The organism is Deinococcus sp. Marseille-Q6407 (assembly GCF_946848805.1).
GTDB lineage: Bacteria > Deinococcota > Deinococci > Deinococcales > Deinococcaceae > Deinococcus.
The window spans coordinates 295088-321736 of the sequence record NZ_CAMPFU010000002.1 but is presented as its reverse complement, the minus strand read 5'-3'; the positions used below and the strand labels follow the sequence as shown (position 1 = coordinate 321736).

The window sequence follows — 26649 nt, the reverse complement described above, 5'->3', positions numbered from 1 at the left end:
TATGAGAGTACGGTCACGGTTCAGTATGCCGCAGCTGCCCGGGCCGTGCCGGGCAACTTGCGGTCTTTAGATGTCCGAAGAAGTTTCAGCTGCCAGCAGCGGCATATTGTCGATCAGACGCACGCCATGCAGCCGGCCGGCAAAGACCAGCCGCGCGCCGGCCGCCTGTTCGGGGCTCAGTTGACCCTGCAAGGGGTGCAGCTCAGCGTCCAGCAGGTGCAAGTAGTCCAGTTCCAGCGGCTCCTGCGCCAGCACTGCCTGCCCGGCCGCCAGCAAAGCCGCTGTGTCCCGTTCGCCGGCCGTATAGGCCGCCTGAATGGCCCGCAGCGCCCGCGAGATCACCGCGGCCTGCGCCTGCTGCTCCGCCGACAGATAACTGTTGCGGCTGCTGAGGGCCAGCCCGCTCGCTTCGCGCACCACCGGCACACCGACCACCTCGGCCGGCACGAACAGGTCGGCCACCATCCGGCGCACCACTGCCAGCTGCTGCCAGTCTTTCTCTCCGAAATAGATTCGGGCCGGCTGCACCAGCTGTAACAGTTTCAGTACGATGGTGGCGACCCCATCAAAATGCCCGGGCCGCGAAGCCCCTTCGACGCGAGTATTCAGCCCCGCCACGCTGACCGTGGTGGCGTGGCCGGCCGGGTAGATGTCCTGCGGCTGTGGATGAAACAGCAGCGCTGCGCCGGAAGCCTGTGCCAACGCTTGGTCGCGGGCCAAGTCACGCGGATAGTTGCTCAGGTCCTCGCTGGGCGCGAACTGGGTGGGATTCACGAACACACTGACCACCGTAAGCGCGTTCTCGGCGGCTGAGCGGCGAATCAGCGCAGCGTGCCCCTCGTGCAGGAAGCCCATGGTGGGCACCAGCCCCACACTCTGCCCCTGGCGGTGGGCGTCTTTCAGGGCGGCGCGCAGCTCGGCGGGGGTGGTGACGGTCCAGAGGCCAGCAGGTGAGGTGCCCGTCACAGACGGCGGGTCCTGTCAATCGCCAGGGCGTCCAGAATGGCGTTCAGCACCCAGGTGACCAGGCTCAGCAGCACCGAGCCCACGATGGCGGCCCCCAGACCATTCACGTCCAGCGCAGTAAATTCGGCCGTGAGCCACAGCATCAGCCCGTTGAGCACCAGGGTGAACAGCCCGAAAGTCAGTATGGTGATGGGCAGCGAGAGCAGCCCCAGCAGCGGCCGGACCAGGGCGTTGACCACCCCCAGCACCAGGGCGGCCAGCAGCACCTGCGGCCACTCGGTGCCGGGCGCGAAATTCACTCCGCTGTACATCCGGGTGACGGCATACAGCGACAGGGCACTCAAGATCAGATTCAGCAGGAATCTCATAGTGCCAGCATACTGCCGCTCAGGGAAAGGTAACTTGCTGCAAGCTTTCACCCTGGTCAGCCGAAACGGCCCTGAAAAAGCCTTACAGCCGCGCCTGCTCCCGCCACAGCGACAGCAGTTCGGGGGCAGTGACCTCGGCCGGCACCGCCCAGCCCAGCGAGCGGGCCAGCTCAGCGAGTACCCGTCCGGGCGTCACAGTGCCCCCGTCGCGCAGGTCGCGCAGCGCCGGTGCGCCGCCCCGCTTGGCCAGGCGTTCACCACGGTAATCGGTCATCAGCGGCACGTGCCAGTACTGCGGCCGGGGGAAACCCAGTGCCTGCTGCAAAGCGGCCTGGCGTGGGGTGGCCGGCCACAGGTCGGCGCCGCGCACCACGTCGGTGACGCCCATAGCAGCGTCGTCCACCACCACTGCCAGGTGATAGGCGTAGACTCCGTCATTACGGTGCAGCACGGGGTCGCCCACCTCGGCCGGGAGCGACTGGCAGAGCGTCTCGCCGCTGAGGCTGTCCTGCACGCAGATATGCCAGTCGGGCACCCGCCAGCGCCAGGCAGCCGGGCGCTGCGGGTCGTGGGGGTGAGTGCGGCAGGTGCCGGGATATACCGGCTCGGTGCCGTGCGGCGCTCCGGCAGCGTCCTGCACCGCCGCCTGAATCTCGCGGCGGGTGCAGGTGCAGGGGTAGGTGTCCAGCCGCGCTGCTGCCGCCGCGTAGTGTTCCAGCCGCTCCGACTGGCGGTATTCGGCGTCCCAGTCCAGGCCCAGCCACTCCAGGTCGCGCCGGGTCACGTCGTAAGCCCACGGTCTGACCCGGCCGGTGTCCAGGTCCTCAAAGCGCAGCAGGTGCTGGCCGCCCAAGGCGCGACTGTGCAGCCAGGCCAGCAATGCAGTACGGATGTTGCCCAGATGCAGCGCCCCGGTGGGGCTGGGAGCGTAGCGGCCTACCCGCCGCTCCCCGGCAAGTTCAGGCATCTAGCGGTCATCCTCCACATCTTCCGCGTCTGCTGCATCCTCCGCGGTTGCCCGGCCGCCGGCAGCTGCCATCTGTGCATCTTGGCGTTCCTGCAGCCAGCCGAGCAACAAATCATCCACCAGCTCGCTGAGGCTTTCGCCGCCTTCCGCTTTCAGCTCGCGCCAGGCGGCCCGGATAGTTTCGCGGCGCACGTACACCACTTCCACCTGTCCGCGTTCCAGCGGGTCCTCGGCGTGGCGGCTGCCCTTTTTGCCGTGGCCGGCGTCCTTGTCCAGTTTCCTGGCTTTCTTGGCCGCCTTTTTGGCTGCTTTTTTTCCAGTCTCGCTGTCCAGATACCCGAAGCGGGACATCAGAGCACCTCGCGCGACAGGGCCAGCAGGTCGTCCCAGGCGGCGGCCCGCTCATCGCGCACGTCGCGGCACAGCACGCCCTGTTCGGCCGCTTTCTGGTAAGCGGCGTACTGGCGCACCACCGTGTTTGCCACCCGGATGCCCAGGTCACGCAGGTCCTCGCGGGCGGTTTCGGCAGCGCGGCCCACCGGCGGCACCCGGGTCAGCACCGCCATGCTGCGCCGGGCCGCGCCGGGCTCGCTGCCCAGAAAGCCCATCAGCTCCTGGGCAGCGTCCAGCTCCAGCGGCGAAACCCCGCTGGGCACCAGAATCAGGTCAGCCCGCTCGGCCAGCTCGCGTAGGTCGCGGCGGCGGGGGCGGCCCTCGGTGTCCACGATCACCGCGTCCAGCCGGGCCAGCCGCTTGGGCTTGACATCGTCCGGGTCCAGCACCGGAAACGGCAGCCCCGGCCCGCGCCGGCTCCAGCGCAGCGAGCTGCCCACCCGGCCATCTTCATCAATCAGGACCGTTTCCAGGCCGCGTTCACTGAGTGCTCCGGCCAGATGAACCGCCAGCGTGCTTTTTCCCACGCCTCCCTTTTCCGAGGTGATGGCAATGATCTTGGGCATAGCAGCACTGTACCCCGGCGCCCTATGGCTGGGGCTGCCCGGCACGTTGGCCCGCCCGGCGCAGCGCTACACTGCGCGGCATGACTTCTGCTCAACCTCTCTCCCTGAAGGCCGAAGGCGCCCGCATCATGGCCGTCTTCGCTCACCCCGACGACGAAGCTTTTGCGGTGGCCGGCACGCTGGCCGCCTACGCCCAGGCCGGCGCCGAAATCACGCTGGTGTGCGCTACCCGCGGCGAGGCCGGCAAGATGACCGATCCCAGCATGACCGTCACCGACCTGGGCCAGCAACGCGAGGCCGAACTGCGGGCGGCCTGCCAGGCCATCGGGATTCCGGTACCGGTCTTTCTGGGCTACCACGACTCGGGCCGCTTCGAGCGCACCCGCCACGACGACCCGCTGGCCCTGATGAACGTGGACGTGCTGGATATCGAGGACAAGCTGCGCGCCCTGATTGAAGAGCGCCGCCCGCATGTCCTGATCACCTTTGATCCCCACGGCGGCTACGGCCACGTGGACCACCTGCAAATGCAGCGGGCCACGGTGAGCGCTTTCTTCTCAACCGGACATCTCCCCTACGGCGGCCCGCAGCGGCTGTACTACACCGTCTTTTCCAGCGAGGTGGCCCGCAACCTGAACATGATGGACCCCACCCGCGAACTGGAACCCGAGCGCTACGGCATCAGCGAAGCAACCGCCGCCGTGAAGATGAACGTAGCCGCCTACGCCGAGCAGAAAAAGGCTGCGCTGGCCGCGCACGGCACCTAGATGGGACCCGGCAGCGCCATGGGCCGGCTAAGCCCCGAGCAGCGCACCGACTTCGAGCAGCGGATGGTGGACCAGGAATGGTTCTCACTGGGCGGCACCCGCACGCCCATCTCCTCTTTCCCGCTGCCCGAACTGCTGAGTGGAGTGGACCTCAGCCGCTAAAGCGGGAGCAGACGCCGCAAATCAAATAACGCGCAGGGGCCGCCTAGAATTAAGCGGCCCCTGCTCTTTTCCTCTCTCTTTCCAGCCGCGCCTCAGCCGGGCAGGTTTTCCAGCACCCGCCGCACGCTCAGGCGCACCCGACCCAGGCTGGACAGGTCATCAAAAGCCACTGCCAGCACCTGTCCGTCCTGCCCGGGTGTCAGCAGCAGCGGGCCGCTTTCCAGGTCCAGCAGCAGGTCGTTCCAGCCCTGGGCGTTCAGGGTCTGCTGCAAGGTCTGCACAATCGCGCGGGCCGGCACCAGCAGGCTAGCAATGGTCGGGCCGCTGCCCACGTCACCGGCCTCGGCCAGCGACGTGCCATCGCTGCCATACAGTGCCGCCGCGTGAATACCGCGCCCTTCCAATAAGGAATCCAGCAGCAGCTGGGTCATGCCGGCACCTCGCCCTGACTTTGATTCAGGCCCTGATTCGGATTCAGGTTCTGGGCCTGCCCATCCGCCGGTGCCAGGTGGGGCAACTGGGCTAGCACCTCATCCATCAGCGCGGCCAGCCGTTGCTGCGCGGCGGAAGTGTCCATTCCGCGCACCAGCGCCGCTCCCAGGGTGTAGTCACCCTGGCTGAGGGCCACCACTTCCAGCGCCGGCATGGTAAAGGCCACCCGGCTCACCTCGCCCACACCCAGCCGGCGGCCCAGGCGGTCCAGCGACTCACGCAGCGCGGCCAGCTCGGCAGCCAGCAGGTCGGCGCCTTCGCCGGCAGCGGCCAGCGGCAGGCCGTCGCGGCCCACCAGCGCGGCGGCCGAGACACCGGGCAATTCACGCAGGCTGCCCAGACGGGGCGCCATTACAGCTCACCTGCCAGCTGCTGCGCGGTGGCGCGGGCGTACAGACGGGCCTGGCCCAGATTGGCGCGGCTGTCCAGGGCCAGCAACACGAAAAATTCAGCGTTGACCGGCTGCAAGAACACGCTCAGCTGTTCGCCGCGGATATACAGCTCGCGTGCCGCGCCGCCGCCGACCATGGCGTAAGCGTCGCTGGCGGCCCGCAGCAGCCCGGCGTGCTCGGCCACCAGCAGGTCCAGGCTGACTTCGGCGGCGCTGTGGCCCTCAACCAGCAGGCCGTCAAGCCCTCCAATGGCGGCTGCCCAGGCGCCGTCCACGTCCCTGACCAGTTGTGTGAGTTCGTTTAGCATTGCTCCGCATCATAGAGAAAGTGAGCTGTCATGGTTGTCACGTCCGGACCCGGAAAAAATGGTGCCGGCCTTGCTCCCGCGTGCTCTACCCCGCGCCCGGAAGCCCTGCGCCCCAGAACCCGCTCTGCGGCGTATTCCGGGGCCAAGTGCGCTAGAATACGGTCAGTCTTTGGAGGCGACTCGTTACGCCAGTAGCATAATTCTTGTGGTTCTGTTAGAATTTTACAGAATAACCGCCGCGCCCGGGCCTCCCGGGGCCGCGCCCGGTACCGCCTTCCCGCCTGCCCCGGCTGGGCCGTTTTCGCCGTTTGCCACCTCGGCGCGGCGTGGCCGGCCCAGCACAGAATGGAGTTTGCATGACCGGAATCCATCCCGTTGACATCACCTCTGAAGTCAAAACCAATTTTATCAACTACGCCATGAACGTGATCGTGGACCGGGCGCTGCCCGACGTGCGCGACGGCCTCAAGCCGGTGCAGCGCCGGATCATGTACGCGATGATGCTCGAAGGGCTCTACGCCAACCAGAAGCACGCCAAGTCGGCGGCCGTGGTGGGCGAAGTGATGAAGAAGTACCACCCCCACGGCGACTCCTCTATTTATGACGCGATGGTGCGTCTGGGCCAGTGGTGGAACATGCGCTACCCAATGGTGCACCCCCAGGGCAACTTCGGCTCGATCGACGGCGACCCGCCTGCCGCCATGCGTTATACCGAAGCCCGCATGACCAAGCTGGCCGAGGAACTGCTGGCCGACCTGGAAAAAGAAACCATCGTCATGAAGCCCAACTATGACGAAACCACCGAGGAACCCAGCGTGCTGCCGGCCGCCGTGCCCAACCTGTTGATCAACGGGGCTTCGGGCATCGCCGTGGGCATGGCGACCAACATCCCGCCGCACAACCTCACCGAGATCAGCAACGGCCTGCTGGCCCTGATCGATCACCCCAACATCACCCTGCCGGAGATGATGGAGCACGTGCAGGGCCCCGACTTCCCCACCGGCGGCCGGATTGCCAAGCAGGGCATTCAGGACGCCTACACCACCGGGCACGCCAGCCTCAAGGTGCGCGGCAAGGCCCGCATCGAGGAAAAGAACAACCGCTCGCAGATCGTGATTTCCGAGATTCCCTACCAGGTCAACAAGACCAACCTGATTCAGACCATCTCGGCGATGTACAAGGCCGGCAAGATTCCCGATATCTCGGCCCTGCGCGACGAATCGGACCGCAAAGAGCCGGTGCGTATCGTCATCGAACTCAAGCGCGGCGCGATTCCTACTCTGGTCCTGAACCAGCTGTACAAGTACACCCAGCTGCAAAGCACCTTCACGGTGATCAACCTCAGCATCGTGAACGGCGAGCCGCGGGTGCTGCCACTGATCGACACCATGCGTTATTTCCTGGATCACCGCCGCGAAGTGGTGACCCGCCGCACCCAATACGAGCTGCGCAAGGCCGAAGAGCGCGCCCATATCCTGGAAGGGCTGATCAAGGCGCTGGGCCATATTGACGAGGTCATCGCGCTGATCCGCGCCAGCAACACCGGCGCCGAAGCCCGTGACGCCCTGATGGCCCGCTTCGAGCTGAGCGAGCCGCAGGCCCAGGCCATCTTGGACATGCGCCTGCAGCGACTGGTAGGTCTGGAACGCGAAAAGCTGCAGAGCGAATACGACGACCTCCAGCAGCTGATTACCCGCCTGCGCGCCATTCTGGGCGACGAAAAGCTGCTGTGGCGCGAAATCAAGAAGGAAATCCGCGATATCCGCGACCGCTACGGCGACGAGCGCCGCTCGGCCATCACGGCTCTGGAAGAGGACATCTCCAAGGAAGACCTGATCGCCGTAGAAGACATGGTGATCACCATGACCGAGGCCGGTTACCTCAAGCGCACCACCCTGGACGCCTACCGCGCCCAGTCGCGTGGCGGCAGAGGCTCGCGCGGCGGTAAATTGCGCGAGGAAGACGTGAACACCCGCGTATTCGTAGGCTCCACCCACGATTACATGCTGTTCTTTACCGACCAGGGCCGGCTGTTCCACGAGAAAATCTACGATCTGCCCGAAGCCGCCCGTGACGCCAAGGGCTCGCACATCCGCAATCTGCTGCCTTCGCTGCGCGAGGACGAAAACATCGCCTCGGTGCAGAGCATCAAGGGCTTTGACGAAGAAGGCTCGTTCGTCTTTGCCACCAAGAACGGCATGGTCAAGCGCACCCGCATCACCGATTACGGCAACATCACCTCTGCGGGCCTGATCGCGATTAACCTGCAAGGCAGCGACGAGCTGATCTCGGTGGGCATCGTGAAGGACGGCAGCGATATCGTGCTGGCGACGCAGGAAGGCAAGGCCATGCGCTTCGCGGCCAGCGAGGTGCGCGACACCGGCCGCGCCACCCAGGGTGTGATCGGTATTCGCCTCAAGGGCGACGACCGGGTGGTCAGCATGGCGCTGGTTCCGCAGGACACCGACAGTGAACTGCTGGCCGTCAGCGAACATGGCCTGGGCAAGCGCACCCCGGTGAGCGACTATCCCAGCAAGGGCCGCGGCGGCCAGGGCGTGATTACCCTGGACGTGACCGAGAAGACCGGACGGCTGGTCACGCTGGCCCGGGTAGACGGCAACGAAGAACTGATGGTGCTGACCCAGGGCGGTCTGGTCATCCGCACCCGGGTGGAAGAGGTTCGGGTCACCGGCCGCAATGCTCAGGGCGTGAAGGTGATCAACCTGTCGGACAAGGACTGTGTGATCAGCGCCTTCCCCATCCGCAAGGAAGACGAACTATAAGCTTTGGGGACAAATCCGCCCACCTCTCCCTAAAGAAAAGGCCCTCCACCTGCAGGGGTCTTTTTCACAGCGTCAGATCGAGATCACCGTCACTATGTCTGCACTGTTGATTGCGCTTGCCAGACCGGCAGTCACAGAGCAGAGAGTCATCCCAGAAGCTTTTTCTTTGTCTCACAGCGACTTTGGAAGGCGTTATTCTGGGATCAGCAGAATTAAGAGGGCATGAAGCACGTTTGACCCAACAAAAGTGTTTACAAGAATGTGATGTAGGTGTACACTGTTGTCAGTGATAGGAATGATTCCTGGCAAGCAGCTAGAGCGCCAGAATCGCCTTCGCACCAACTTTCACTTCTCACCTTCACAGGACCTCTTAAGGAGACCTCGATGACTCAACTGACCCACCAGAGCGATATGACCGAAACCAAGACTCTGAGCGACAACTACGTGGATACCGTGACCCACCGCCCCGGCTCCGTCATTCTGTACCCTGGCCCCAGCGACATGCTGTACCGCGTTCAGAGCGGCCTGATCCGGATTCACACCATGGACGACGACGGCAATGGCCTGACCCTGCGTTACGTCAAGCCCGGCGAATACTTCGGTGAAGAAGCCCTCAGCGGCACCGAACGCGCCTACTTTGCCGAAGCCGTGACCGACTCGGCGGTGGACGTGATCAACCCGGCACTGATGAGCAGCGAAGACAACCTGATGGTCACCGGCCATCTGGTCAAGACCCTGGAACGCGCTTATGAAAGCATCTTCCGGTTGGTCGGCAAGCGTCTGCGCGCCCGCATCGCCGCCGAGCTGCTGGAACTGAAGGACACTGCCCTGGCCACCCAGCTGGACAGCGGTGAAACCATGATCTACGCTACCCACGATGAACTGGCCGCCGCTGTCGGCAGCGTGCGCGAAACCGTTACCAAAGTGGTTGGCGAACTCAGCCGCGACGGTGTGATCAGCGCTGGCTACGGCAAGATCACCCTCAAGGACAAAGACGCTCTGGCCGACATCGCGGCCGGCTGAGCAAGCCCCCTCGCTTCTCCTCTCCCTCAGCTGCTCGGTCACGTACCGGGCGGCTTTTTTTGCCGTACTGGATACTCTTTTGATGCTACTTTGATAAAGGGCGGAGCAAGTCCGGCAGCTTTTATTCTGGCTGGCCGGAGCCTATCCTGAAGCCATGCCAAAACTTTATACCGCTCATGCCACCGCTTATGGCGCCGCCGGAGAGAAAGTCGCCACCGACGACAGCCGCATTGATCTTCCCCTGAGCCTGCCGGTCGAACTGGGAGGCGAGGGCGGCGAAGGCACCAACCCCGAACAGCTGCTGGCTGCCGGCTACTCCGCCTGCTTCCAGGCGGCGCTGGGCATCGTGAGCAAGCGCCAGGAAATCAGCCTGTCGCCCGACACCCAGGTGAGCACCGAGCTGGAACTGCACGAAAACGGCGACGCCTACGACTTCAAGATTCACATTACGGTCAGCGGCAGCGACGTGGAAGGCGAGCAGTTGCAGCACCTGCTGGACGAAACCCTGAAAGTCTGCCCTATTACTCGCGCCACCCAGAACGCCGAACTGAGTGTCTCAGCCGGCTGAGACTGATTCTTTAGATTTCTGGTCGCCTCCTACGGGGGGCGGTTTTTTTATGCCTGCCTGCAACAGCGGTGGCGCATTAGGGTTTCGTTAATGCGGCACCTTACGGCTCCGGCCCCGGAACTAGACTGGCCGCATGGCTAACCTTTACGAAACCACCGTCAAAGTCCAGGGCGCCCGCAGCGGTTCTATCCAGAGCGAAGACGGCCGCCTGAGCCTCAACCTCAGCGTGCCCAAGGCGCTGGGCGGCGACGACGGCCAGGGCACCAACCCCGAACAGCTGTTTGCCGCCGGCTACGGCGCTTGCTTCCAGGGCGCCCTGGGCCTGGTGGCCCGCCGCCACCACATCCAGCTGCCGGCCGACGCCACCATCACCGCCACGGTGAGCATGGAAAAAGACAGCGTGTCTTTTCTGCTGAACGCTCACCTCGAAGGCCACTTCCCCGGCATGGACCGCGCCCAGGCCCAGCAGCTGATGGAAGAAACCCTGGATGTCTGCCCCTACTCCCGCGCCACCAAGGGCAACATGAACACCACCGTCAGCGTGGCGGAATAAGAGCCTTAAGCTCAGCGGGCGCTCCTGCGGGGGCGCCTTTTTACTGGACCTACTACCTACTGGTTTACTGAGCGGCTGGGGGCAGCGCAGACCGATGCTCTAGAGTACCGGCCATGATTCTGTCCTTCTCGGGCCCCAGGCAGTGGCAGGCACCGGCGTGACCCGGCTCACGGCCAGCTTCTTTCAGCGTGACCCGGTGGCAGTGGCCCGCGAACTGCTGGGCGCCACCCTGGTGCATACCGACCGCTACGGCGAGCAGATGGCCGGCCGCATCGTGGAGACGGAAGCCTACGACTGCCCCCGCGACCCAGCCTGCACCGCCGGGCGCTTTCATGCCGCCCGCAGCGCCGAGATGAGCATCGCGCCGGGGCACTGGCTGTTCTGGGCAGCGCACGGGCATCCCCTGCTCCAGGTCAGCTGCCGGGAAGAAGGCATCAGCGCCAGCGTGCTGATCCGGGCGCTGGAACCCCTGGAAGGCGTGGGTCAGATGCTGCTGCACCGCCCGGTCACCCGTGAGCGCGACCTGACCAACGGCCCGGCCAAGCTGGTGTATGCGCTGGGGCTGGTGCCAGGGCAGGTGGCGCACACGCCGGTGGACCGCCCGGACCTGTTTCTAGACTGGGCCGGGGCACTGCCGCCGGAACAGGTGGAAGTCACAGCGCGGGTGGGCATCAAAGAGGGCCGGCATCTGCCCTGGCGCTTCGTGCTGCGCGGCAATTCCTGGGTGTCGCCGGGGGTGCCGAGCATGGACCTTCAATTGGGCGGGCTGAGCCCCCTGGACAACTCGCCAGAGTAAGAACTGCCGGGCACCGGCGGCCAGCAGAGCGTGAAGCGGGTATCATCTCCCCCATGAGTGAACGGAAATATTTCGGCACCGATGGAGTCCGCTCGGTGGCCGGCCTGGCCCCGCTGACCGCCGACTGGGTTCTGAAGCTGGGCCAGGTGGCCGGCGAGGTGCTTAGCCGCCGCGCCCAGGGCCGGGCCAGCGTGGTGATCGGCAAGGACACCCGCCAGAGCGGCGACATGCTGGCCGCTGCCCTGGCTGCCGGCCTGACCAGCCGCGGCGTGAACGTGATTCACCTCGGGGTGCTGCCCACGCCGGGCGTGAGCTACCTGACCCGTTACCTGAATGCCGAGGCCGGCGTGGTGATCAGCGCCTCGCACAACCCGGCGGCCGACAACGGCATCAAGTTCTTCGGGTTCGACGGCGAGAAACTGCTGGACGCCACCGAGCTGGAAATCGAGGCCATGCTTGACCGGGTGGGCGACCTGGAGCCGGTGACCGGCGTGGACATGGGCAGCGTGACCAACTACGCCGAGGCCGAGCGGATCTACCTGAATTTTCTCAGCGAACACGCGCCGGACCTCAGCGGCCTCAAGATTGCGCTGGACTGTGCCAACGGGGCTTCATACCGCATCGCCCCCAAGGTATTTCAGGCGGCGGGCGCCGACGTGTTCGCCATTTACACCACACCCGACGGCCGCAACATCAACCGGGGCTGCGGCTCCACCCATATGGACCACCTGCGCCTGATCGTGGCGGAGGGCGAATACGACCTGGGCATCGCCTTTGACGGGGACGCCGACCGCGCCCTGCTGGTGGATTCGCGCGGCAACATGGTGCAGGGCGACCACATGCTGCTGCTGAACGCCCGCGCCCGCCGCGAGGAAAGCGTGGTGGCGACCATCATGACCAACATGGCTCTGGAAGTGAAGCTGCGCGCCGAAGCCAAGGCGCTGGAGCGTACCGCCGTGGGGGACCGCTACGTGCACGAGCGGCTGAAGTCCAAGGGACTGAGCCTGGGCGGCGAGCAGAGCGGGCACATGCTGTTTCTGGATGTGGCCCCTACCGGCGACGGCGTACTGACCGCCCTGCTGACCCTGGGCAGCATGAAACAGCTGGGTACCACCCTGGACGACCTGTACGACGAACTGGTGATGTTTCCCCAAACCCTGATCAACGTGCCGGTGGCCGACAAGAAAGCGATTGCCGGCGACGCTGAGGTGCAGGCCGCCGTGAGCGAGGCTGAAGCGACGCTGTCGGGCCGCGGCCGGGTGAACCTGCGGCCCTCGGGCACCGAGCAGCTGATCCGGGTGATGGTGGAAGGCCCCGACCAGACCGAGATCATGGATGTGGCCGAGCGGCTGGCCGGCGTGGTCCGGGCGCGCGGCGGTGCGGCAGCAGGCTGAACGCCGCCGCAGACCGCCCAGGAGGGGCAGACTGAGAGATAAGGTCTGGCCCTCCTTTTTTTCTTCCTGCGCGCTTTTTATGTGCGCCCCGCTGCCGGCCTCAGCGCAGCAGCCGTGCCTTGACCCGCGACAAGCTTTCATACAGCACCACGTTCAGGCCGCGCAGCCGGTCATAAGCGGTCAGGCCGCTGGGAGAAAAACTCCATTCCTCAGCCGGAACACTCAGGACTTCGGCCTTCAGTTCGCGGCGAAACAGTGCGGCGGCGCGGGCCGAGTGCGATGGGCTGGTCACCAGCAGCACCCGTTTCCAGCCATGCTGCGCTTCCAGCCCAGCCGCCTGCCGCGCCTCGTCGGCGGTGTCGGTCACGTTCTGTAGGGTCAGCAGCCGGGGCGGGACCGCGAACCAGCGACGCAGCTGGGCCGCTTCCAGGTCGCTGAGGCGGGGGCAGCTGGCCGGCGACAGCACATCCGACTGCGAACTGAGCACCAGCGTTTCCGCGTACCCGGCCCGCCAGAGGTCGATGCCGCGGCTGAGGCGGGCGGCACTGGCCGGTGCCGGGGTGCCCTCGGCGCAGTTCAGGCCGCCGCCCAGCACGATGATGGCGTCGGCGGGCGCCGGAGCCTGGGCCTCAGTCAGGGCCGCCATCGCATGTGGCACCAGCGGGGTAAACAGCGCAGCAGCGTACACCAGCGCGGCGGCGCCCAGCAAAGCCCGCAGCAGCCAGCGGCCCGGACGCCACAGCCCCAGCAACGCCCCGAGGCCGGTCAGCGGCAGCGCCAGCGCGCCAAAAGGCCCGTAGCCCACCAGAATCAGCAGGCTGGACAGCAGCACACCTGCCGCCAGACCGGCGCCAAGCCAGGACCAGAGGTAACCGGGCCGCAGGGCTGAACGTGAGCGGGCAGGCAGGTCAGGGGGGAGCGGGTCAGGCGCGGACATCACCGCACAGCATAAGGCGGGAACCCGGGCCAGAGAGGGGCGCACGAACGGCACAGACTCTATGCTGCAGAGATGACTGGACATGCTTCCCTAAGCGGCCGGACCATTCTGATTACCGGCGCCACCGAAGGCATCGGCCGGGCCACAGCCGCCGAGCTGAGCCGGCGGGGCGCCCGGGTGCTGCTGCTGGGCCGGAACCCGGAGAAGCTGGCAGCAGTGGCCCGCGAGGTCGGCGCTGCAGCCACCTTTCAGGCCGACCTCAGCGAACTGCAGCAGGTGGCGGCGGTCGCTGCCGACATCCGCCGCCGCGAGCCACTGCTGGACACCCTGATCAACAATGCGGGAGGGATTTTCGACCCCCGGCAGGAAACCCGCGAGGGACTGGAAATGACCTGGGCGCTGAACGTGCTTTCACCCTTCCTGCTGACCCGCGAACTGCTGCCGCTGCTGCGCGCCGCGCCGGACCCACGGATGATTATGGTGGCATCGGAGGCGCACCGGATGGGCCGGCTGGACCTGAACGACCCGGAGCAGAGGCACAGTTACCGGCCCTGGCCCGCCTACAACGCGTCCAAACTGGCTGCCGTCCTGCTGACCCGTGAACTGGCCCGCCGTGAACCCTGGCTGACAGCCGCCGCCCTGCATCCCGGCGTGGTCCGCAGCGGCTTTAACGGGAACAATGCCAGCCTGCAAGCCGCGCTCTGGAAGCTGGTGGACCGCTTTGCCATCTCCCCGGAAGAAGGCGCACAGACCAGTGTGTTTCTGGCGTCCACGCCCCAGCTGAGTGTGAACGGCAGCTACTGGAACCGCTGCCGGCTGGCGGCGCCCTCAGCGGCAGCGCTGGACGACGGGCTGGCGCTGGACACCTGGGAGACCTGCCAGGGCTATCTGCGCCGGCTGGGGCTGTAACCGGGTCCCGCCGGTAAGAATTTCAGGCCCGCTCCCACTCGATCACATTGCGGTGGCGGGCAAAATAGATGAACTGCGAGAGCATCAGCAGGGTATTGAACAGCACCGCCGAGAGCAGCCGGCCCGAGAGGTCGTACAGCTTGCCCACTGGCGTGTAGGGGCCGGCCGGGGTGGTCAGCGCCACGAACGACAGCGCCAGCACCAGCACACTGAGGGTCACGTTCAGCGGATACTTGTTGTTGGCGTAGAAATTGCGCACGGCCCCGCCGCGCCGCCGCCGCACCCGGCCGCTGGTCAGCTCGATGCGCTGGCTGTTTACGTCCAGCGCGATATTGACCCGGGTGCCGGGGCCTACTTTCAAGCTGGGGTCGTTCACCATTCGGGCGGTGACGGCCTCGGCCTGCTGCTGCACCTCAGTCAGCTGCTCGCCGAAAATCCGCACCGTGATCAGCCGCCGGTCGGCCGAGAGGTTGACCAGCGCCAGCACCGGGTGGGTGGACTGCGGCCAGCGGGCAAACACCAGCGCGCCCTCACGCACCTCGTCGCGGTCCTCCTGGCGCACCAGCTCAATCACTTCCGCCGCGTCGCGGGTGGGGGGATCTTCGGGCAGATATTCCAGGTACCAGCCCTCGAACATCTGCGCCCACAGTTCGATGTCGAGCGGGTTATGACCGCGCTCGACCGGAAAAGTGCAGATGGAACGGAGGAAAATCTGGGACACGGGGGCACACCTCGGGGCGGGCCCTAGCCTGCGCCGCTGCTCACCGGTCCCGATTGTAACCGCACGGCTCCTGGGCGGAAGAGAGAGCACCTTCAGGCAGGGCCGGCTCTGCTAGCCTTTTTCCCGTGCCGACCGTTGCCGAACTCGCTCAGCGCCTTGCCAAACCCCTGACCCTGGAACTGCGTTCCGGGTGCCACAACCGCGTGGTGGCCGGCGGGCTGGAAGGGCTGCTGCGCGGGCCACTGGCGAACCCTTTTCCGCAGGTCCGTGAATTGCTCGACGGCTACGCGGGCTGGAGCGAGCCCGAGCGGGAACAGGCGCTGGAGCGGGCGCTGAAAGCCCTGGAGGAAAAAGCCCAGGGGAAGCGGCCGGCTCACAAGGGGGCAGCCAGCGGCGAGCGCTCACCGGCCAGGACACGGGCCCAGGCGCAGACCCGCGAAACGGTGCCCCCGGCGCCGGCCGGCGAGGGGGGGCTGCGGCTGCCCATCGACGCGCCGATCGAGCGGCTGGACAGCGGGCGCGGCGGCGAACGCAAGCTCAAGGGCCTGGGCCTTTACAGCCTGCGCGACCTGCTGCACTACTACCCGCACCGCCACGAGGACCGCCGGGCGCTGCCCTCGCTGATGAATGTGGATGAGGGCCAGAAAGTCACGGTGCAGGGCGTGGTGGTCAGCCGCTTCAAGCGCACGCCCAAGCCACGCATGACCATTTTGGAAGCCACCCTGGAAACTGAAGGCGGCAGCCGGGTCAAGGCCACCTGGTTCAACCAGCCCTGGATGGAGCGGCAGCTGCGCGAGGGCGCCCGCGTCATCGTGACCGGGCGAGTCAAAAAGTTCGGACGCACCGCACAGCTGGCTGCCGAACACCTCGAAAGTCTGGACAGCGCCGAAGGCAGCCTCAGCACCGGGCGCATCGTGGGGGTGTACGACGCCAAAGAAGGGGTCAGTCAGGAATTTCTGCGGCGCGCGGCGTGGCGGGCGCTGCAGGCCGCGCCGCTGGACGACTACCTGCCGGCCCACTGGCGGCGCGAGTACGGCCTGACCACCCTGGCCGACGCCCTACAGGGTATTCATTTCCCGGCCGATGAAGCCCACCTCTCGCGGGCAATGAGCCGGCTGCGCTTCGACGAGTACCTCTTTCTGGAACTGCGGATGCTGCTGCAGGGCGAGGACGCCGTGCTTCAGGGCAAGCGTTTCCAGGCGCACCCGGAAGACATCGACCGCTTCGAAGGAGCGCTGCCGTTCCGCTTTACCGGGGCACAGCGGCGGGTGCTGGGCGAAATCGTGGAGGAAATGCGCTCCGACCGCCAGATGGCGCGGCTGGTGCAGGGCGACGTGGGATCCGGCAAGACGGCAGTGGCCGCCTGCGCCCTGTATCTGGCGGTGCGCGACGGCTACCAGGGCGCCCTGATGGCCCCCACCGAAATCCTGGCGCGGCAGCACTACGCCAACCTGCGCGGCTACCTCGAACCGCTGGACGTGCGGGTAGGCCTGCTGGTGGGCGCCATGACGCCCAAAGCCAAGCTGGACATGCAGAGCCGCATCGCGCTGGGCGAGGTGGACATCGTGGTGGGCACCCAGGCACTGATTCAGGAGAACGTGCAGTTCGACCACCTGGGGCTGGCCGTGATCGACGAGGAACACCGCTTCGGGGTGATGCAGCGCCGCCGGCTGCTGGAATCCCGCCCCGACGTGCTGGTGATGTCGGCCACACCGATTCCACGTTCGCTGGCGCTGACCGCCTACGGTGACCTGGAACTGAGCGTGATCGACGAGCTGCCGCCGGGCCGCACGCCGGTGGAAACCAAGCTGATTCAGGACGGTTACCGCACTCAGGCCTACGGCTTCGTGATGGGCCAGATTCGCCAGGGCCGCCAGGCTTACGTGGTCACGGCATTGATTGAAGAAAACGAGAACCTGGAACTGCTGGCCGCCACCGAACTGGCCCAGAACCTGGCCGAGATGCTGCCCGAAGCCCGCACCGGGCTACTGCACGGCAAGATGACGGCCGCCGAAAAGGACGCGGTGATGGACGCTTTCCGCGCCCACGAGTTCGACCTGCTGGTTTCTACCACCGTGATCGAGGTAGGCGTGGACGTGCCCAACGCCAGCGTGATGGTGATCGAAAACGCCGAGCGCTTCGGCCTCAGCCAGCTGCACCAGCTACGCGGGCGGGTAGGACGCGGCAGCGCCAAAAGCTACTGCGTGCTGATTGCCAGCGAGATGACCAAGAAAACCGAGGGGCGCCTGCGCATCATCGAAGGCTCCACCGACGGCTTCGTGATTGCCGAAGCCGACCTGAAGCTGCGCGGTCCCGGCGAGATTCGGGGCACCCGTCAGAGCGGGATTCCGGACCTGCGGCTGGGCGACCTCGCCAATGACGCCGAAGTGATCGAGCAGGCCCGGAGGCTTGCCAAGCACATCCTGTCCAATGATCCACGGCTGGAACACCCGCGCCTGCAATACCTGAGAAGCGAACTGCAAAACCGCAGCCAGAGCGTGGCCTTCCGGGAAGTGATCTGAGGTGAAACGCCCGCCCCTGATCGTGCTGCGCGGCAATTCCGGCAGCGGCAAGAGTTCGGTGGCGCGGGCGCTGCGTCAGCGGTACGGCTACGGGCTGGCCTGGGTGGAGCAGGACTATCTGCGGCGGGTGCTGCTGCGCGAGCACGACATTCCAGACGGCCACAACATCCGGCTGATCGAAACCAATGTGCGCTATTGCCTGGACGCCGGCTATGTCACCGTACTGGAAGGCATTTTGCAAAGCCGCCACTATGCGCCGATGCTGGAGCGGCTACACAGCGACTTCGGTGGGCACTGGTATTATTTTGACCTCTCCTTTGAGGAAACGGTGCGCCGCCACGCCGCCCGGCCCCAGGCGGCAGAGTTCGGCGCAGAGCAGATGAGCCAGTGGTATCAGGAGCGGGATGTGTTGCCTTTTGCGGCGGAACAGATCATCGGGCCGGAGAGTTCGCTGGAAGAGACGGCAGACCGGATTGCCCGCCAGGCGTTTGGAGAGCGGCAGCTAGGCTGAAACGCCTGGCCAGGAGGGGCAGGAGCAGCCTGCGTCAGCGCCTCTTCATCTCTACCCACTACACTGGCCCGCATGAAACGAGCCGCCACCCTGACCACCGCCCTGCTCCTGTTCTCCCCTGCCCTGGCTGCCAGTTACACCGTGCAGCCCGGCGACACGCTCTGGCGGATTGCCCAGGCCAGCGGCACCACCGTGGACGCTCTGCAGGCCGCCAACAACCTCAGCGGCAGCGCGCTGAGCGTGGGGCAGGTGTTGCAGCTGCCCGGCAGCGCGACCGCGCCGGCTGCCCCCAGCCCGGCGGTGAGCGCCAGCCTGCCGGGTGTGCAGGTACAGGCTCCGGCCCGGGTCAAGGAAGGTGATCCCTTCGTGCTGCGGCTGAGCGGCGAAAATGCGGCGCGGGCGCGGGTGCGCTTTCCCTCCGAGCTGAACGAGGACGTGCGCCGCCCGGGCGAGTGGCTCAGCCCGGTGCAGCTGGGCGGACAGCAGGTGATTCTGGGCCGGGTGGTGCTGGGCCAGAGCGCCCCGGTGCGCTACGAAGTAGAACTGGGCAGCCAGAGTGCCAGCGGGCAGTTTCCGGTGGGACCGCTGGGGCAGCCGGTGCAGAACCTCAACATGCCGGCCAGCATCGCCAGCGTGCTGCAAGACCCTCGCCGCGCCGAGGAAACCGCCGCCGTGGAGAAAGCCTACGAGCTGCGCGGGGCACCGGTCTGGACCGAGCCGTTCACCAACGCCATTCAGGGTGGGCGGCGCTCCTCGGGCTTCGGGCAGCCACGGCGGGAGCGGGCCGGCGCCAAGATCAACTACCACTACGGTATGGACTACTCAGCGCCGAAAGGCACCCGCGTGCAGGCGGTAAACCGCGGCCGGGTGGTGCTGGCTGCCACTTACCCAGTGCGCGGCGGCCTGGTGGTGATTGACCACGGGGCAGGGCTGCTCAGCATGTACTTTCACATGTCCAAAATCGAGGTGGCTCCTGGACAGACGGTGAAACGCGGTCAGAAGGTGGGCGAGGTCGGCTCGACCGGTTACTCCACCGGCCCGCACCTGCACCTGGAAATGCGGCTGCGCGGCGAGGCGGTGGACCCGGCCCGCTGGGTGGGCCAGCAGCTGCCCTGAGCCGGCGCCGGGCAAGCTGGCCCGCGCCCCGCTTCTCCCAACCCACGCTCAAGGCCGGGGCCCTCGCAGCAGCGGGGGTTTTTTTCTACCCTGTGAGTCTATGCCCAGCCGCACCGAAGCCCTGCAAGACGATTACCTGCGCCGCGAAGGCAACCAACCCGGCAAGTTCCGGTATCTCTACCCGGATGGCCGGCGTTATACCGACCAGGCCGGGCTGGAGCGCATCGCCGCGCTGGCGGTGCCGCCCGGGTACAGCGACGTGTATGTTTCGCCGGATGCGGACGCCGAGTTGCAGGCATTTGGCCGCGACGCAGCGGGGCGGCTGCAGTACCGTTATCACCCGGACTTCGTGCAGGGCCGCGCTCTTAAAAAGTGGCAGCGCCTCTCGCGCTTTGCCGGCACCCTGGCCGACCTGCGGACACTGACTACCGCCGACCTGCGCCGCAGCGGCCTGCCCCCGCGCAAGGTAATGGCGCTGATGATCCGGCTGCTGCACGTGGCGCACTTCCGGGTGGGCAGCGACACCTACGCCCGCGCCCACAAGACCTATGGCCTCAGCACCCTGCGCAAGCGGCATGTCAGCGTCGAGGGCAACACGGTGATGTTCAATTTCAAGGGCAAGCACGGCATTCAGCAGAGCAAGGCGGTGGTGGACCGCACCATCGCCGCCAACGTCGAGAAACTGCTGGAATTGCCGGGGCGCGACCTGTTTCAGGCGGTGGATGAGGGCACGCGGCGCCGCATCAAGGCCGCCGAGCTGAACGCCTACCTGCGCGAGCAGATCGGTCCCTTTACCGCCAAGGACTTCCGCACCTGGGGCGGCACCCTGCTGGCCGCCGAGTTCCTGGCCGAGTCGGGGGCCGCTGGCAGCGAGCGGAGCGCCAAGAAAGTGCTGCTGGAATGCGTGCGCACCGTGGCCGACGACCTGGGCAACACCCCGGCCGTGACCCGCGCCCACTACATCTGCCCGGTGATTTTCGACCGCTACCTCGAAGGCAAGGTGCTGGACGACTACGAGCCGCGCGCCGGCCGCACCCCGGCGGCGCTGGAAGGACTGACCCGCTCGGAAATGGCCCTCAAGCGCATGCTGGACTCGGAAAAGACCATCCGCACGCGTACCCGCAGGGCGTAGGCTGGAACCGTGGCGAACGCGCTGAAATTTCTCAACCACCCCGACGCGCTGGTGGCCTCAGTGGCGGCCGGCTACGCTCAGGGCGGCTTTCTGATGGACCTGGAAGAGGGCGAAGGCCCGCAGTGGTTCACGGTGGACACCCGCGCTCTGGTGCCGCTGACCGAAGCGGAGGGCCTGCACGTGGCGCGGCGGCTGCGGCGCCGGCTGGGGCAATTCGAAGTGCGGCGCAACGCGGCTTACCGCGAGGTGCTGGAAGGCTGCCGGGGCCGGCTGCCGGGCAGCCCCGAGCGCGAGGACGGCGAGTGGATCAGCGACGAAATGATTGAGATTTACGAGCACCTGCACGCGGCGGGCCTGAGCCATTGCTTTGAAGTCTGGCAGGACGGCGAACTGGCCGGCGGGGTGATGGGGATTGCGCTGGGCGGAGTCTTTTTTGCCGAAAGCAAATTCCACCGCGTGACCGACGCTTCCAAGGTGGCGCTGGTGCAGCTGGCCGCGCACCTGCACGCGCGCGGCTTTACTGTGCTGGACGCTCAGATTCAGAACTCTCACATCGCCCGGCTGGGGGTGTACGAACTCAGCAGCGAGGCCTTTGCGCCGCTGCTGAGCCGGGGGCTGGCGGTGGACGCCGAATTCTGAGTGCCAGCGTGGAACCTGCATAAACCATGCTGTGAGGGTTGAGTAACCGGTGAGCGCCTAGAGTACAGCTGATGCTCCGTAGCCGCCCCCCACAGCCGCCGGTCACCGAAACGGACCTGGACACGCCCGAGCTTCAGCAGGGCTGGCAAGTCCTGATACGGTGGGGGACCCTGGGGATTTTGCTGTCCTGCGCGATGGCCTGGTTCTGGTCTACTGGCGACACCTGGGACCGTCTGATAGATCCGCCGATATATGGCGTTCTGGCTGCGCTGCTGCTTACCGTTTTGGCTAACCGGCGGGGACAGATCTCGTTGTCAGCCCTGATCACATGGTTGCCAGTGAGCGCCAGCCTCTGGCTGCTGACCAAACTGGGGCTGCTGCTGGGACTGGGCAGCCCACTGAGCGTGCTGCTGCGCGAGATGAACGAGAGTCTGGTCTGGGTTCCTCCCCTGCTGGCCTGGAACATGCTGACCGGCGCCGAGCGGCAGGGCGGCCTGATTCCGTCCCAGATCATCCTGGCGCTGCTGACGGTGATTTGCTTGGTCGGCGGCACTTACTGGTTCCGGACCGTGGGCTGGGCGCCCGAGGCAGGCGGCGGCCTGGGCCAGCTGTGGCTGGCGTCACTGGTCACCTATGCCGGTATGTATTACTTCACCCAGCGCATGCAAAAGCTTCAGGCCATTCAAGGTGAACGCCGGGCACTGGCCCGGATGGCCTATCACGACCTGTTGACCGGCCTACCCAACCGCCTCAGCCTGGAGCAGGAATAGCAGGAGCGCACTGCGCCGGGCAGCGAGGAATTTACCCTGCTGTTTATTGACCTGGACTCGTTCAAGGTGGTCAACGACACCATGGGGCACGCCCTGGGGGATCAGCTGCTCCAGATGGTGGCCCAGACCCTGCCGCCGGCCGGCGCTCCCGTCGGGCAAGCCTTTCGCCTGAGCGGAGACGAGTTCGTGGTGCTGCTGCCACGCACCAGCAGCGAGCAGGCCCGGCAGCTGGCGCAGCAGCTTCAGCGCAATATTGCCGAGCGCAGCGCCCGGCAGCTGAGCGTGGGCGTCAGCCTCAGCATCGGCATCAGCTGCTTTCCGGATGATGGCCTGTCCCCGCAGGAGCTGCTGCGCCACGCCGACAGCGCCATGTACGCCGTCAAGCGCGAAGAGCGCGGGCAGGTGCGGCCTTACCACGCTGAGCAGGACCAGCAGACCGAGCGCTTTCAGCATGTGGCCCGCGCCATCGGGCAAAGCTCTCAGCCGGTGGAAGACGGGTTCCGGCTGGTCTATCAGCCGATCTACGACCTGCGCACCGGCCGGATCGTCAAGGCCGAGACGCTGCTGCGCTGGGACCACGGTGAGCTGGGCGCCCTCTCGCCGGCCGAGTTCATTCCGGTGGCCGAGCGGATCGGGCAGATGCCGCGCCTGGGCAGCTGGGTGCTGGAGCAGGCCTGCCAGGAAGCCCGCAGCTGGGACGATGTCAAGGTGAGCGTGAATGTCAGTGCGCATCAGCTGACCCGCAGCGACTTTGCCGCTCAGGTGGCCGGCGTGCTGCAGGCCAGTGGACTGAGCAGCCAGCAGCTGGAGCTGGAGCTGACCGAAACGGCGCAGCTGTACGGCGACGAGCGGGTCGAGCGCAACCTCGAGGAGCTGGACCGGCTGGGCATCGGGCTGAGTATCGACGATTTCGGGGCCGGCTACGCCAATCTCTCGCGGCTGCGCTCCCTGCAGATTTCGGGCATCAAGCTCGACCGCTCCCTGATTGACCCGCTGCCGGCGGGCGACGACTTCTGCCATCTGATTACAGAAGCCATGGCCGCGCTGAGTTACCGCTACAGCCTGGACCTGACCGCCGAGGGCCTGGAAACGCAGGAACACATTGACCTGGTCTACGAGATGGGCTGCCCACTGGGCCAGGGCTTTGCGCTCTCGCCGCCCCTGCCGCCGGACGCGCTGCGTGACCTGCTACGCCAGCCAGCATGCCCCACCGTGAGCGCCAGCGCCGAGGTCACCGCGCAGCGGCCTTCCGGCGACAAGTGGGTGGATACGCTGCGGTCCTGAAGTCCGACACCGGGCGCTGCCTGCCCCGCGCGCCAGGCCCGTACACTGAACGTCATGCAAGCTTCACCCATTACCCTGCTGCTGGCCGACGACCACCCGGTGGTGCGCAAGGGCACCCGCGAACCGCTGGAAGCGGAAGCCGACCTGCGCGTGCTGGGCGAGGCGAGCAGTGGCGCGGACGTGGTCGCCAAGGCGCAGGTGCTGAACCCCGACATCGTGCTGATGGACATGTCCATGCCCGACATGACCGGCGTGGAGGCCACCCGCCGCATCAAGGCGGGGCAGGGCCGCGTTTCGGTGCTGGTGCTGAGCAGCTACGACGACGACGCTTACGTGTTTGCCGCGCTGGAAGCGGGCGCGGCCGGCTACCTGCTCAAGGAGGCCAGCGAGGAAGAACTGCTGCGGGCCGTGCGCGCCGTGGCAGCCGGCGAAAGCGTGCTGCACCCCAGCATCGCCCGCAAGGTGATGGCCCGTTTCAGCGCGCAGGCGCCCGCCGAGATGGACCTCACCGAAGACCTCAGCCCGCGCGAGCTGGAAGTGCTGCGGGCAGCGGCACGCGGCGGCAGCAACAAGGACATCGCCCGCGCCCTGGGCATCTCGCCGCGCACGGTGCAGGTGCACCTGGGCAACGTCTTTTCCAAACTGAACGTGGGCAGCCGCACCGAGGCCGTGCTGGCAGGCATCCGGCGTGGCTGGATTGACCCGCAAGGCCTGTAGGGAGGCCGGAAACCTTGACTGAGCTGCCCTCCTCCCTCACCGTCCCCGCCACGCTGCCGGCCGAGCTGCTGACGCATACCGACACAGCCGCTTTTGCCGCAGCGCTGGCCGAGTGGGCCTGCGGCTGGGCCGGGGCACACGGCGTGGCCGTCTGGGTGCAGACCGGCGGGGGGCTAGAGCGGCTGGCCGAAAGCGGCCATGGCCTGACGCTGGCCACCGGAGAACTGGTGCGCCGCAGCCCACAGCCCTGTGAGGAAGGCCTGCTGTGCGCGCTCCCGTTCGGCGTAGTGCCGCACGCTTTCGGCACGCTGGAAGTGGTGGCCGGCCGCCCCGGGCTGGCGCAGGAATGGCCGGCACTGGCCGGCACGCTGGGGCTGGCGCTGGAAGCCACCCGCTCGCGCGAGCTGCAGGCCGGGCGCGGACGGGTGGCGGCGGCTATAGACCAGCTGGTGCGCCGCACCCATGGCAGCCTGGACCACGAACAGATTCTGACAGCGGTGGTGGAGGTGGCCGCGCAGGCCCTGGGCTTTCAGCGGGCCTTTGCAGGGCTGCTGGCCGGCCGGCCCGGCGAGCGGGGCTACGCGCCACTGCAGGAAATCTGGAGCACCGGCTTCGGGAACCGGCCACCCGGCGAGATCGGGGTGGGGCCGGTCACTTACGCTGCGCTGCTGGAACGCGGCGAGGTCATCAGTTACCGCGCGGCTCAGGACGCTGAGACTCCGCTGGGCCGCAGCCTGGCCTCGCTGGCGCCGCAGACGGCACTGCTGGCCCCGCTGCGGGTGCGCGGCGAACCGCTGGGTTTGCTGTACGCCGATTCGGACCGGGACGCTCCCGCCCCCGGCGACGCCGCACTGCTGCTGGAACTGGCCGAGCAGGCCGGGCTGGCCCTGGGCAGCGCCCGGCGCTTTGCCGAGGCCACCCGCGGGCGCCAGGGCGAAAGCGTGCTGCGCGAACTGGGGCTGGCCCTGGCCGGCAGCCTGCGCCTGAGCGACACCCTGGCGGAGTTGCTCTCACGCACGGCCGGGCTGTTCGGCGCCGACGCGGCGGCCCTCTATACTCCCGGCCCCGGCGGCCGTACGCTGGGCGTTCACTCGGCGCTCAACCTGCCCAGCGAGTGGGTGCTGCGCGCCCGGGTACGCCCCGGCAGTGGCCTGAGCGGGCAAGCATTTGCCACGGGCATGCGGGCCGAGTGCCGCGACTTTCCGGCCTCGGGGCTGGGCGGGGGCAGCCGCTACACCCGCGCCCTGTTGGCCGCCGGCGAGTATCCGTTCCGGGGGGTGCTGGCGCTGCCACTGACCACCCGGCGGGGGCCTTTCGGGGTGCTCACGCTGTACTACCACGCGCCTCTTCCGCTGGACGACACCGACCTGAAACTGGCCGACGCCCTCAGCGTGCAGGCGGCCCTCGCCATCGAAAACGCGCTGCTGTACGGCGAAGGCCAGGAACGTGAGCGTGAAGCTGCCACGTTGCTGGACATCTCACAGCGGCTGGAAGCAGGACTGACCCGCCACGATCTGGAGCGGCTGCTGGGTACCCTGCTGCGCGGCCTGCTGTGGCTGCCCGGCGTGGGCGCCGCCGCTCACGGAATGCCGCTCCCTGCCGGCGCCGAACTGGTAGAGCTGGCCGGGCAACTGGGCCGTGGCCCCAGGCCGCTGCCGCGCCGCTGGGTGCAGCCGGGGGCTGGCAGTGCCCTGCTGGCCCCGTTGCGCCACGGTCAGGAGGTACTGGGCCTGCTCTATGCCGACGATCCAGGGCTAGACCTGCCTCCGCAGGCCACCCTGCGGCTGGCCCACCGGCTGTGCAGCCACCTGGCCGACCGCCTTGGCCGGCAGCAACTGGCCGAAGCACTGGCCCGCTCGGAAGCCGGATACCGCCAGCTGGCCGAAAGCAGCCACGACCTGATTCTGACAGCCGACCCGCAGGGCCGGGTGCTCTACGCCAATCCGGCCGCCCGCCGTCTGCTGGCCGGGCATCCGCAAGCGGCCCTGGCGCCCCAGGCTCGGCTGGCCGAGTGGGTGGGGGGCGATGAGGCCGGCCAGGAACGCTGGACAGCGCTGTGGGCACAGGGACAGGGCCTGCGGGCCGGGCAGCCCCCCCTGCGCGCCGAAGTAACCCTGGCCGGGCGCCGGCTGGAACTGCAGCTGGGACCGCTGTCGGGCAGCCCCAGCCTGCTGGTGATGGGCCGCGACCTCAGCGAACACTACCGGCTGCTGGGCCAGATTTCACAGCGCGGGCAGGAACTGGCGGCCGCCTCGGCCCGCCGCGACGAGCTGCGCACTTTTCTGGCCCTGTTCACCCAGGCGCAGGAGGAAGAACGCCGCCGCATTTCCCGCGAGCTGCACGACGAAACCGCCCAGCTGCTGGTCGCCGCCCGCCGGCGGGTCCTGCGGCTGGAAAAACAGGCCCCGCAGGCCGCCGCCGATATTCAGGCCGTGGCCGGCGAACTGAGCGACATCGCCGCCGGGGTGCGGCGCTTTGCCCGTTTCCTGCGCCCTAGCGTGCTGGACGACCTGGGGCTGCTGCCTGCGCTGGAGTGGCTCTGCACCCAGGCCCGCACCCCGGCGCGGCTGGAAGTCAGCGGCGAGGAGCTGGTCCTCAGCCCCGCTCAGGAAGTCACCCTCTTCCGGCTGGTGGGCGAGGCTCTGGCAAATGTGGACAAACACGCCCGCGCCAACTCGGCAGCGGTGCGGATCACTTTCGGCCCCGGCAGCCTCCAGACCACTGTCAGCGACGACGGCCAGGGCTTCGACCCGGCTGCGGCGGCCGCGCTGGCGGCGCAGGGACACTTGGGCCTGCTGGGGCTGCGCGAACGTGCCCAGCTGGCCGGCGGCCGCCTGGAACTGGACAGCCGGCCCGGCGGGGGTACCCGGATCCATATCTGGCTGCCGGTCTGA

Annotated in this window: 28 protein-coding genes and 1 pseudogene; 19 read left to right on the top strand and 10 right to left on the bottom strand. The window is 67.1% G+C overall.

The window, feature by feature from the left end; genetic code table 11:
- Positions 1-66: 66 nt before the first annotated feature.
- The 5 genes from panC to OCI36_RS03570 all read right to left on the bottom strand — a co-directional run bounded on the left by panC (position 67) and on the right by OCI36_RS03570 (position 3260).
- Positions 67-966 carry a pantoate--beta-alanine ligase gene (panC, locus tag OCI36_RS03590; protein WP_261663709.1) on the bottom strand — a complete coding sequence of 300 codons (900 nt, stop codon included), beginning with the start codon at positions 964-966 and terminating at the stop codon, positions 67-69.
- Positions 963-1334 (bottom strand): phage holin family protein, encoded by a 372-nt coding sequence (locus OCI36_RS03585; protein ID WP_261663708.1) that lies wholly within the window; start codon positions 1332-1334, stop codon positions 963-965. Before OCI36_RS03585 ends, panC begins: the two co-directional genes overlap by 4 nt.
- 82 nt (positions 1335-1416) lie before the next feature.
- Positions 1417-2301, bottom strand: coding sequence for a tRNA glutamyl-Q(34) synthetase GluQRS (gene gluQRS, locus OCI36_RS03580; protein WP_261663707.1), 885 nt, complete (start codon positions 2299-2301; stop codon positions 1417-1419).
- Positions 2302-2652 carry a hypothetical protein gene (locus OCI36_RS03575; protein WP_261663706.1) on the bottom strand — a complete coding sequence of 117 codons (351 nt, stop codon included), beginning with the start codon at positions 2650-2652 and terminating at the stop codon, positions 2302-2304.
- Positions 2652-3260, bottom strand: a complete 609-nt coding sequence (locus OCI36_RS03570) for a ParA family protein (RefSeq protein ID WP_261663705.1) — start codon at positions 3258-3260, stop codon at positions 2652-2654. The genes OCI36_RS03575 and OCI36_RS03570 overlap by 1 nt, the downstream gene beginning before the upstream one ends.
- An 80-nt stretch (positions 3261-3340) precedes the next feature.
- On the opposite strand from OCI36_RS03570, the gene OCI36_RS03565 reads away from it, so the two are divergent.
- Positions 3341-4027, top strand: coding sequence for a PIG-L deacetylase family protein (locus tag OCI36_RS03565; protein WP_315941237.1), 687 nt, complete (start codon positions 3341-3343; stop codon positions 4025-4027).
- An 18-nt stretch (positions 4028-4045) separates the two neighbouring features.
- Positions 4046-4189, top strand: coding sequence for a hypothetical protein (locus OCI36_RS13295; protein WP_315941236.1), 144 nt, complete (start codon positions 4046-4048; stop codon positions 4187-4189).
- Positions 4190-4281: 92 nt separating this feature from the next.
- Here OCI36_RS13295 and OCI36_RS03560 read toward each other — a convergent pair whose 3' ends face one another.
- From OCI36_RS03560 to OCI36_RS03550, 3 genes are read right to left on the bottom strand one after another with little or no spacing between them, the layout of a single operon-like run.
- On the bottom strand, positions 4282-4620 hold the full coding sequence (locus OCI36_RS03560; protein ID WP_261663704.1) for a roadblock/LC7 domain-containing protein: 339 nt from the start codon (positions 4618-4620) through the stop codon (positions 4282-4284).
- Positions 4617-5033, bottom strand: coding sequence for a roadblock/LC7 domain-containing protein (locus tag OCI36_RS03555; RefSeq protein WP_261663703.1), 417 nt, complete (start codon positions 5031-5033; stop codon positions 4617-4619). The genes OCI36_RS03560 and OCI36_RS03555 overlap by 4 nt, the downstream gene beginning before the upstream one ends.
- Positions 5033-5380 carry a roadblock/LC7 domain-containing protein gene (locus OCI36_RS03550; RefSeq protein WP_261663702.1) on the bottom strand — a complete coding sequence of 116 codons (348 nt, stop codon included), beginning with the start codon at positions 5378-5380 and terminating at the stop codon, positions 5033-5035. The genes OCI36_RS03555 and OCI36_RS03550 overlap by 1 nt, the downstream gene beginning before the upstream one ends.
- Before the next feature lie 356 nt (positions 5381-5736).
- On the opposite strand from OCI36_RS03550, the gene gyrA reads away from it, so the two are divergent.
- From gyrA to glmM, 6 genes are all read left to right on the top strand, one after another.
- Entirely contained in the window at positions 5737-8163 is a 2427-nt protein-coding gene (gene gyrA / locus OCI36_RS03545) for a DNA gyrase subunit A (protein ID WP_261663701.1), read from the top strand.
- A gap of 384 nt (positions 8164-8547) precedes the next feature.
- Positions 8548-9186, top strand: coding sequence for a helix-turn-helix domain-containing protein (locus OCI36_RS03540; protein WP_409996711.1), 639 nt, complete (start codon positions 8548-8550; stop codon positions 9184-9186).
- Positions 9187-9340: 154 nt separating this feature from the next.
- A complete protein-coding gene (locus OCI36_RS03535) occupies positions 9341-9754 on the top strand; it encodes an Ohr family peroxiredoxin (RefSeq protein ID WP_261663699.1) in 414 nt (137 codons plus the stop codon).
- 133 nt (positions 9755-9887) lie between these two features.
- Positions 9888-10307, top strand: coding sequence for an organic hydroperoxide resistance protein (locus tag OCI36_RS03530; RefSeq protein WP_261663698.1), 420 nt, complete (start codon positions 9888-9890; stop codon positions 10305-10307).
- Positions 10308-10464: 157 nt separating this feature from the next.
- Entirely contained in the window at positions 10465-11103 is a 639-nt protein-coding gene (locus OCI36_RS03525) for a DNA-3-methyladenine glycosylase (protein ID WP_261663697.1), read from the top strand.
- A 53-nt stretch (positions 11104-11156) separates the two neighbouring features.
- The gene (gene glmM / locus OCI36_RS03520; protein WP_261663696.1) at positions 11157-12497 is read left to right on the top strand and encodes a phosphoglucosamine mutase; all 1341 of its coding nucleotides are present in this window, start codon (positions 11157-11159) and stop codon (positions 12495-12497) included.
- Between the two features lie 100 nt (positions 12498-12597).
- Here glmM and OCI36_RS03515 read toward each other — a convergent pair whose 3' ends face one another.
- Positions 12598-13434 carry a YdcF family protein gene (locus tag OCI36_RS03515; protein WP_261663695.1) on the bottom strand — a complete coding sequence of 279 codons (837 nt, stop codon included), beginning with the start codon at positions 13432-13434 and terminating at the stop codon, positions 12598-12600.
- 72 nt (positions 13435-13506) lie between these two features.
- Here OCI36_RS03515 and OCI36_RS03510 point away from each other — a divergent pair, with 72 nt between their 5' ends.
- Entirely contained in the window at positions 13507-14343 is an 837-nt protein-coding gene (locus tag OCI36_RS03510) for an SDR family NAD(P)-dependent oxidoreductase (protein WP_261663694.1), read from the top strand.
- Positions 14344-14365: 22 nt separating this feature from the next.
- Here OCI36_RS03510 and OCI36_RS03505 read toward each other — a convergent pair whose 3' ends face one another.
- Positions 14366-15064, bottom strand: coding sequence for a hypothetical protein (locus OCI36_RS03505; protein WP_261663693.1), 699 nt, complete (start codon positions 15062-15064; stop codon positions 14366-14368).
- Between the two features lie 125 nt (positions 15065-15189).
- On the opposite strand from OCI36_RS03505, the gene recG reads away from it, so the two are divergent.
- From recG to OCI36_RS03455, 10 genes and pseudogenes are all read left to right on the top strand, one after another.
- Positions 15190-17586 (top strand): ATP-dependent DNA helicase RecG, encoded by a 2397-nt coding sequence (gene recG / locus OCI36_RS03500; RefSeq protein ID WP_261663692.1) that lies wholly within the window; start codon positions 15190-15192, stop codon positions 17584-17586.
- Between the two features lies 1 nt (position 17587).
- Positions 17588-18097, top strand: a complete 510-nt coding sequence (locus OCI36_RS03495; RefSeq protein ID WP_261663691.1) for a kinase — start codon at positions 17588-17590, stop codon at positions 18095-18097.
- Positions 18098-18169: 72 nt separating this feature from the next.
- Positions 18170-19213 (top strand): peptidoglycan DD-metalloendopeptidase family protein, encoded by a 1044-nt coding sequence (locus OCI36_RS03490; RefSeq protein WP_261663690.1) that lies wholly within the window; start codon positions 18170-18172, stop codon positions 19211-19213.
- A 100-nt stretch (positions 19214-19313) separates the two neighbouring features.
- Entirely contained in the window at positions 19314-20345 is a 1032-nt protein-coding gene (locus tag OCI36_RS03485) for a DNA topoisomerase IB (RefSeq protein ID WP_261663689.1), read from the top strand.
- A 9-nt stretch (positions 20346-20354) separates the two neighbouring features.
- On the top strand, positions 20355-20984 hold the full coding sequence (gene aat / locus OCI36_RS03480) for a leucyl/phenylalanyl-tRNA--protein transferase (protein ID WP_261663688.1): 630 nt from the start codon (positions 20355-20357) through the stop codon (positions 20982-20984).
- Positions 20985-21055: 71 nt separating this feature from the next.
- Entirely contained in the window at positions 21056-21754 is a 699-nt protein-coding gene (locus OCI36_RS03475) for a GGDEF domain-containing protein (protein ID WP_261663687.1), read from the top strand.
- A gap of 18 nt (positions 21755-21772) precedes the next feature.
- Positions 21773-22147: pseudogene (locus tag OCI36_RS03470) on the top strand (GGDEF domain-containing protein); the annotation flags it as partial.
- Positions 22124-23038: an EAL domain-containing protein gene (locus tag OCI36_RS03465; protein ID WP_261664368.1), complete on the top strand. Its 915-nt coding sequence runs from the start codon at positions 22124-22126 to the stop codon at positions 23036-23038. The pseudogene OCI36_RS03470 and the gene OCI36_RS03465, both read left to right, overlap by 24 nt.
- 54 nt (positions 23039-23092) lie before the next feature.
- Complete coding sequence (locus OCI36_RS03460; protein WP_261663686.1) at positions 23093-23755, top strand: response regulator; 663 nt, start codon at positions 23093-23095, stop codon at positions 23753-23755.
- Positions 23756-23769: 14 nt separating this feature from the next.
- Positions 23770-26649 (top strand): GAF domain-containing protein, encoded by a 2880-nt coding sequence (locus OCI36_RS03455; RefSeq protein WP_261663685.1) that lies wholly within the window; start codon positions 23770-23772, stop codon positions 26647-26649.